Annotated in this window: 4 protein-coding genes; 2 read left to right on the forward strand and 2 right to left on the reverse strand. The window is 64.4% G+C overall.

What is annotated here, in order from left to right; translation table 11 throughout:
- Positions 1-1,511 (forward strand): DEAD/DEAH box helicase (locus tag G1E_RS25960; RefSeq protein ID WP_177329624.1); only part of this gene is annotated, 1,511 nt, incomplete at its 5' end.
- A gap of 87 nt (positions 1,512-1,598) precedes the next feature.
- On the opposite strand, the gene G1E_RS25965 is transcribed toward G1E_RS25960, so the two are convergent.
- Positions 1,599-2,366 carry a class III extradiol ring-cleavage dioxygenase gene (locus G1E_RS25965; RefSeq protein WP_047150247.1) on the reverse strand — a complete coding sequence of 256 codons (768 nt, stop codon included), beginning with the start codon at positions 2,364-2,366 and terminating at the stop codon, positions 1,599-1,601.
- Positions 2,367-2,467: 101 nt separating this feature from the next.
- On the opposite strand from G1E_RS25965, the gene G1E_RS25970 reads away from it, so the two are divergent.
- Positions 2,468-3,121 carry a thiopurine S-methyltransferase gene (locus G1E_RS25970; RefSeq protein WP_009683622.1) on the forward strand — a complete coding sequence of 218 codons (654 nt, stop codon included), beginning with the start codon at positions 2,468-2,470 and terminating at the stop codon, positions 3,119-3,121.
- Positions 3,122-3,188: 67 nt separating this feature from the next.
- Here the strand turns inward: G1E_RS25970 and htpX are convergent, their stop codons facing one another.
- Entirely contained in the window at positions 3,189-4,076 is an 888-nt protein-coding gene (gene htpX, locus G1E_RS25975; RefSeq protein ID WP_047150248.1) for a protease HtpX, read from the reverse strand.
- Between the last annotated feature and the right edge of the window lie 199 nt (positions 4,077-4,275).

A 4,275-nucleotide genomic window follows, 5' to 3' on the forward strand; every position in this document is an offset into this window, starting at 1 on the left:
CCGCTGCCTTCGCCCTGCCGATCCTCAACAAGATCGATGTGAGCAAGCGCGAACCGCAAGCCCTGATCCTGGCGCCAACCCGTGAGTTGGCGCTGCAAGTTGCTACCGCTTTCGAAACCTACGCCAAGCAGATGCCAGGCGTGAACGTGGTTGCTGTGTACGGTGGTGCCCCAATGGGCCCACAGCTGCGCGCCATCCGCAACGGCGCGCAAATCGTCGTCGCCACCCCGGGCCGTCTGTGCGACCACCTGCGTCGCGACGAAAAAGTCCTGTCGACCGTGCAGTACCTGGTACTGGACGAAGCCGACGAGATGCTCAAGCTGGGCTTCATGGACGACCTCGAAGTGATCTTCGACGCCATCCCTGCTACCCGCCAGACCGTGCTGTTCTCCGCCACCCTGCCGTCGTCGATCCGTTCGATCGCCGAGCGCCACCTGCGCGAACCCAAGCACGTCAAGATCCAGAGCAAGACCCAGACCGTTACCGCGATCGATCAGGCCCACCTGATGGTCCACGCCGACCAGAAGATCCCGGCTGTACTGCGTCTGCTGGAAGTGGAAGAGTTCGACGCGCTGATCGCCTTCGTGCGCACCAAGCAAGCCACCCTGGACCTGGCCGCCGCGCTGGAAGCCAAGGGCTACAAGGCTGCTGCGCTGAACGGCGACATCGCCCAGAACCAGCGTGAGCGCGTGATCGACTCGCTCAAGGATGGCCGCCTGGACATCGTTGTCGCCACCGACGTGGCGGCCCGTGGCCTGGACGTACCGCGCATCACTCACGTATTCAACGTTGACATGCCGTACGACCCGGAGTCCTACGTGCACCGTATCGGCCGTACCGGCCGTGCCGGTCGCGAAGGCCGTGCGCTGCTGCTGGTCACGCCACGTGAGCGCCGCATGCTGCAGGTAATCGAGCGTGTAACCGGGCAGAAGGTTGCCGAAGCGCGCCTGCCGAACGCCCAGGCGGTGCTCGATGCGCGCATCAAGAAGCTGACCAACAGCCTGGCGCCACTGGTTGCCGAGGCTGAAGCCACCCATGGTGACCTGTTCGACCGCCTGACCAACGACCTGGGTTGCAGCGCCCGTGCCCTGGCCTCGGCCCTGCTGCGCAAGGCCACCAACGGCCAGGCGCTGGACCTGGCGGCGGTAGAGCGTGAGCAGCCGCTGGTGCCGAGCTTCGCCCCGCGTGGTGAGCGTACCGAACGTGGTGAGCGCAGCGAGCGCCCTGACCGCGGCGACCGCGAGCGTCGTGCGCCGCTGCCGCTGGCCGAAGGCCGCGTGCGTTGCCGTACCGCCCTGGGTGCCCGTGACGGCATCGCCGCCAAGAACCTGCTGGGCGCTATCCTCAACGAGGGTGGCCTGGCGCGTGACGCGATCGGTCGTATCCAGGTGCGCGACAGCTTCAGCCTGGTCGAGCTGCCGGAAGATGGCCTCGAGAAGCTGCTGTCCAAGCTCAAGGACACCCGCGTGGCCGGCAAGCAGCTGAAGCTGCGCCGCTACCGCGAGGATTGATCCTGGCGCAATGAAAAATCCCCGGCCTTGGCTGGGGATTTTTTTGCCTGTGCCATGGTGGGGTTGCGCGGCAGCCCCCCGCAATCGTCAGTCGAACCGGTAGATGTCCATCCCCAGCGCCCCCAAGGTGAAGCCTTGGTGCACAACGCCAAACTGCCCCCCCGCCCCAAGGGCAAAAAACAGCGGCAACAAATGCTCATCGCTCGGGTGGTTGCGCACTGCAAACGGCGCCTGTTGCCGATAAGCCAGCAACCCCTCCCGGTCATCAGCCCGCAGTTTTTCCACTACCCAATCTCGAAACGCCAACGCCCACGGCTCGATCACGTCGGGCCCGGCATGCCAGTCCAGCTCGCCAAGGTTATGGGTAATGCTGCCCGAACCCACCAGCAGCACGCCCTCCTGGCGTAGCCCCGCCAGTGCCTGGCCAACCTTCACTTGCAGCGCCGGGCCCATCTGGGTGGGCAGCGAAACCTGCACCACTGGGATGCTCGCATTGGGGTACATCAACGACAACGGCACCCAGGCGCCATGGTCGAATGGCCGCTGCGGGTCGAGGCGCGCGGCCAGCCCGGCGCCATGCAGCAGCTCGCCGACCCGGCCGGCGAGGGCAGGGTCACCGGGCGCAGGGTACTGCACCGCATACAAGGCCGGTGGGAAGCCGTAGAAGTCATGCCAGGTTTCTGGGTGTGCGCCACCGGTGATCAGCAGCTCGCGGCTTTCCCAGTGCGCCGACACCACCACAATGGCTTGCGGCCGCGGCAGTGCGTTGGCGAGCCCTGCCAGCGCCGGGCCGCTGGCGCCGGGTTGCAGGGCAAGCATGGGGGAGCCGTGGGAAATGAACAGGCTGGGCAGCATGGCGGGGTCCTGAAGGTTAAGATGCACTCATCTTCGATCAACTAAAGATCGAAATCCAAACCAACTTTTACTGGCAAACCATCTAAAAATCGGGAGTGTTCATGGAGCCAGCGTTCTGGCAGCAACGGTGGGCCGACAACCAGATCGGCTTCCACCAGGCGCAGGTGAACCCGTATCTGCAGCGGTACTGGCCAACATTGCAGCAGGTGCCCGGCAGCCGCGTGCTGGTGCCACTGTGCGGCAAAAGCCTCGATCTGGCCTGGTTGGCCGGGCAGGGGCACCGGGTATTGGGCGTGGAGCTTTCGCGGCGGGCCGTGGAGGGTTTCTTCCGCGAGCATGGGCTTGAGGCCGAGGTGCGGCAGCGTGGCGACTTTGAAGTATGGCGCAGTGGCGACGTGGAGCTGTGGTGTGGGGACTTCTTTGCCCTGCAGGCAGAAGATGTCGGCGACTGCGCGGGCCTGTACGACCGCGCGGCGCTGATTGCCCTGCCGCCGCCCATGCGTGCGCGCTACGCGCAGGCCCTGTCGGCGTTGTTGCCAGCCGGGTGCCTTGGCGTGGTGGTGACGTTGGATTACGACCAGTCGCTGCTGGCCGGTCCGCCGTTTTCGGTGGCGGATCAGGAGCTGAGGCAGGGCTTTGCGGGCTGGCAGGTGGATGAACTGGAGCAGGCGCAGGTGCTCGGGGAAAGTCCGAAGTTTCTGCAGGCCGGGGCATCCAGTGTGTTGGAGCGGGTCTACCGGGTCTGCCGGCGCTAGCGCGGGTAAGCCTGCACAGGCAGGCACAAAAAAGGGCGACCGAAGTCGCCCTTGCTTACCCGGTGGATCAACCGCGACGGCGCAGGGCCTCGATACGGTCTTCCAGCGGCGGGTGGCTCATCAGCAAGCCGGCCAGGCCATGCTTGAGGCCGCCGTTGATGCCGAAGGCCTTGAGCGTGTCCGGCATGTGCACCGGCAGGCCTTGTTCCACCCGCAGGCGCTGCAGAGCGCCGATCATCGCCGAAGTGCCGGCCAGTTGTGCACCGGCTTCGTCGGCGCGGTATTCGCGGCGGCGCGAGAACCACATGACGATCATGCTGGCCAGGATGCCCAATACCAACTCGGCAACGATGGTTGCCACGTAGTAGGCGATGCCCTGGCCTTCTTCGTTCTTGAAGATGACCTTGTCGACGAAATTACCGATGATCCGGGCGAAGAACATCACGAAGGTGTTCACCACGCCTTGAACCAGCGCCAGGGTAACCATGTCGCCGTTGGCCACGTGGCCGATTTCGTGGGCCAGTACCGCACGCACTTCGTCGGGCGAGAAACGCTCCAGCAAGCCCTGGGACACCGCTACCAGTGCGTCGTTACGGTTCCAGCCGGTGGCGAAGGCGTTTGCCTCGTAGGCCGGGAAAATGCCCACTTCAGGCATTTTGATGCCCGCTTCCCGGGACAGCTCCTCGACCGTTTGCAACAGCCACTGCTCGTGGCGGGTGCGCGGCTGGGTGATGATCTGGGTGCCGGTGGTCATCTTCGCCATCCACTTGGAGATGAACAGCGAGACGAGGGAGCCGGCGAAGCCGAACACGGCGCAGAACACCAGCAGGCTGCTGAGGTTCAGGTCGACCCCGTTGGCGGCCATGAACCCGTTGAAACCGAACAGGCTCAGGGTAATGCTTGCAACCAGCACCACCGCGAGGTTGGTGGCTACAAACAACAGAATGCGCATCATGGTTGTTACGTTCTCCTGACGGATGAATTGTCGCTTACTGCGGGGTATATAAGGGGCCTGGGGTGCCGTTTCAATCGGGGGACTATTTCAAACTGTGTACGGCGGAGTATGGCAGAGGATGACGCGTGGGCAGTGGGATAGAGCGTTGCAGGATGTAAGAAACAGGTGGCGCAGATAACCGGGCTGCTTTGCAGCCCAT

It is taken from the genome of Pseudomonas sp. TJI-51, from assembly GCF_000190455.2.
GTDB classification, from domain to species: domain Bacteria; phylum Pseudomonadota; class Gammaproteobacteria; order Pseudomonadales; family Pseudomonadaceae; genus Aquipseudomonas; species Aquipseudomonas juntendi.

Bases quoted from the DNA above. Each gene is read 5' to 3' on its own strand.
- G1E_RS25965 (WP_047150247.1), bottom strand. From the start codon at position 2,366: ATGCTGCCCAGCCTGTTCATTTCCCACGGCTCCCCCATGCTTGCCCTG.
- htpX (WP_047150248.1), bottom strand. From the start codon at position 4,076: ATGATGCGCATTCTGTTGTTTGTAGCCACCAACCTCGCGGTGGTGCTG.
- G1E_RS25970 (WP_009683622.1), top strand. From the start codon at position 2,468: ATGGAGCCAGCGTTCTGGCAGCAACGGTGGGCCGACAACCAGATCGGC.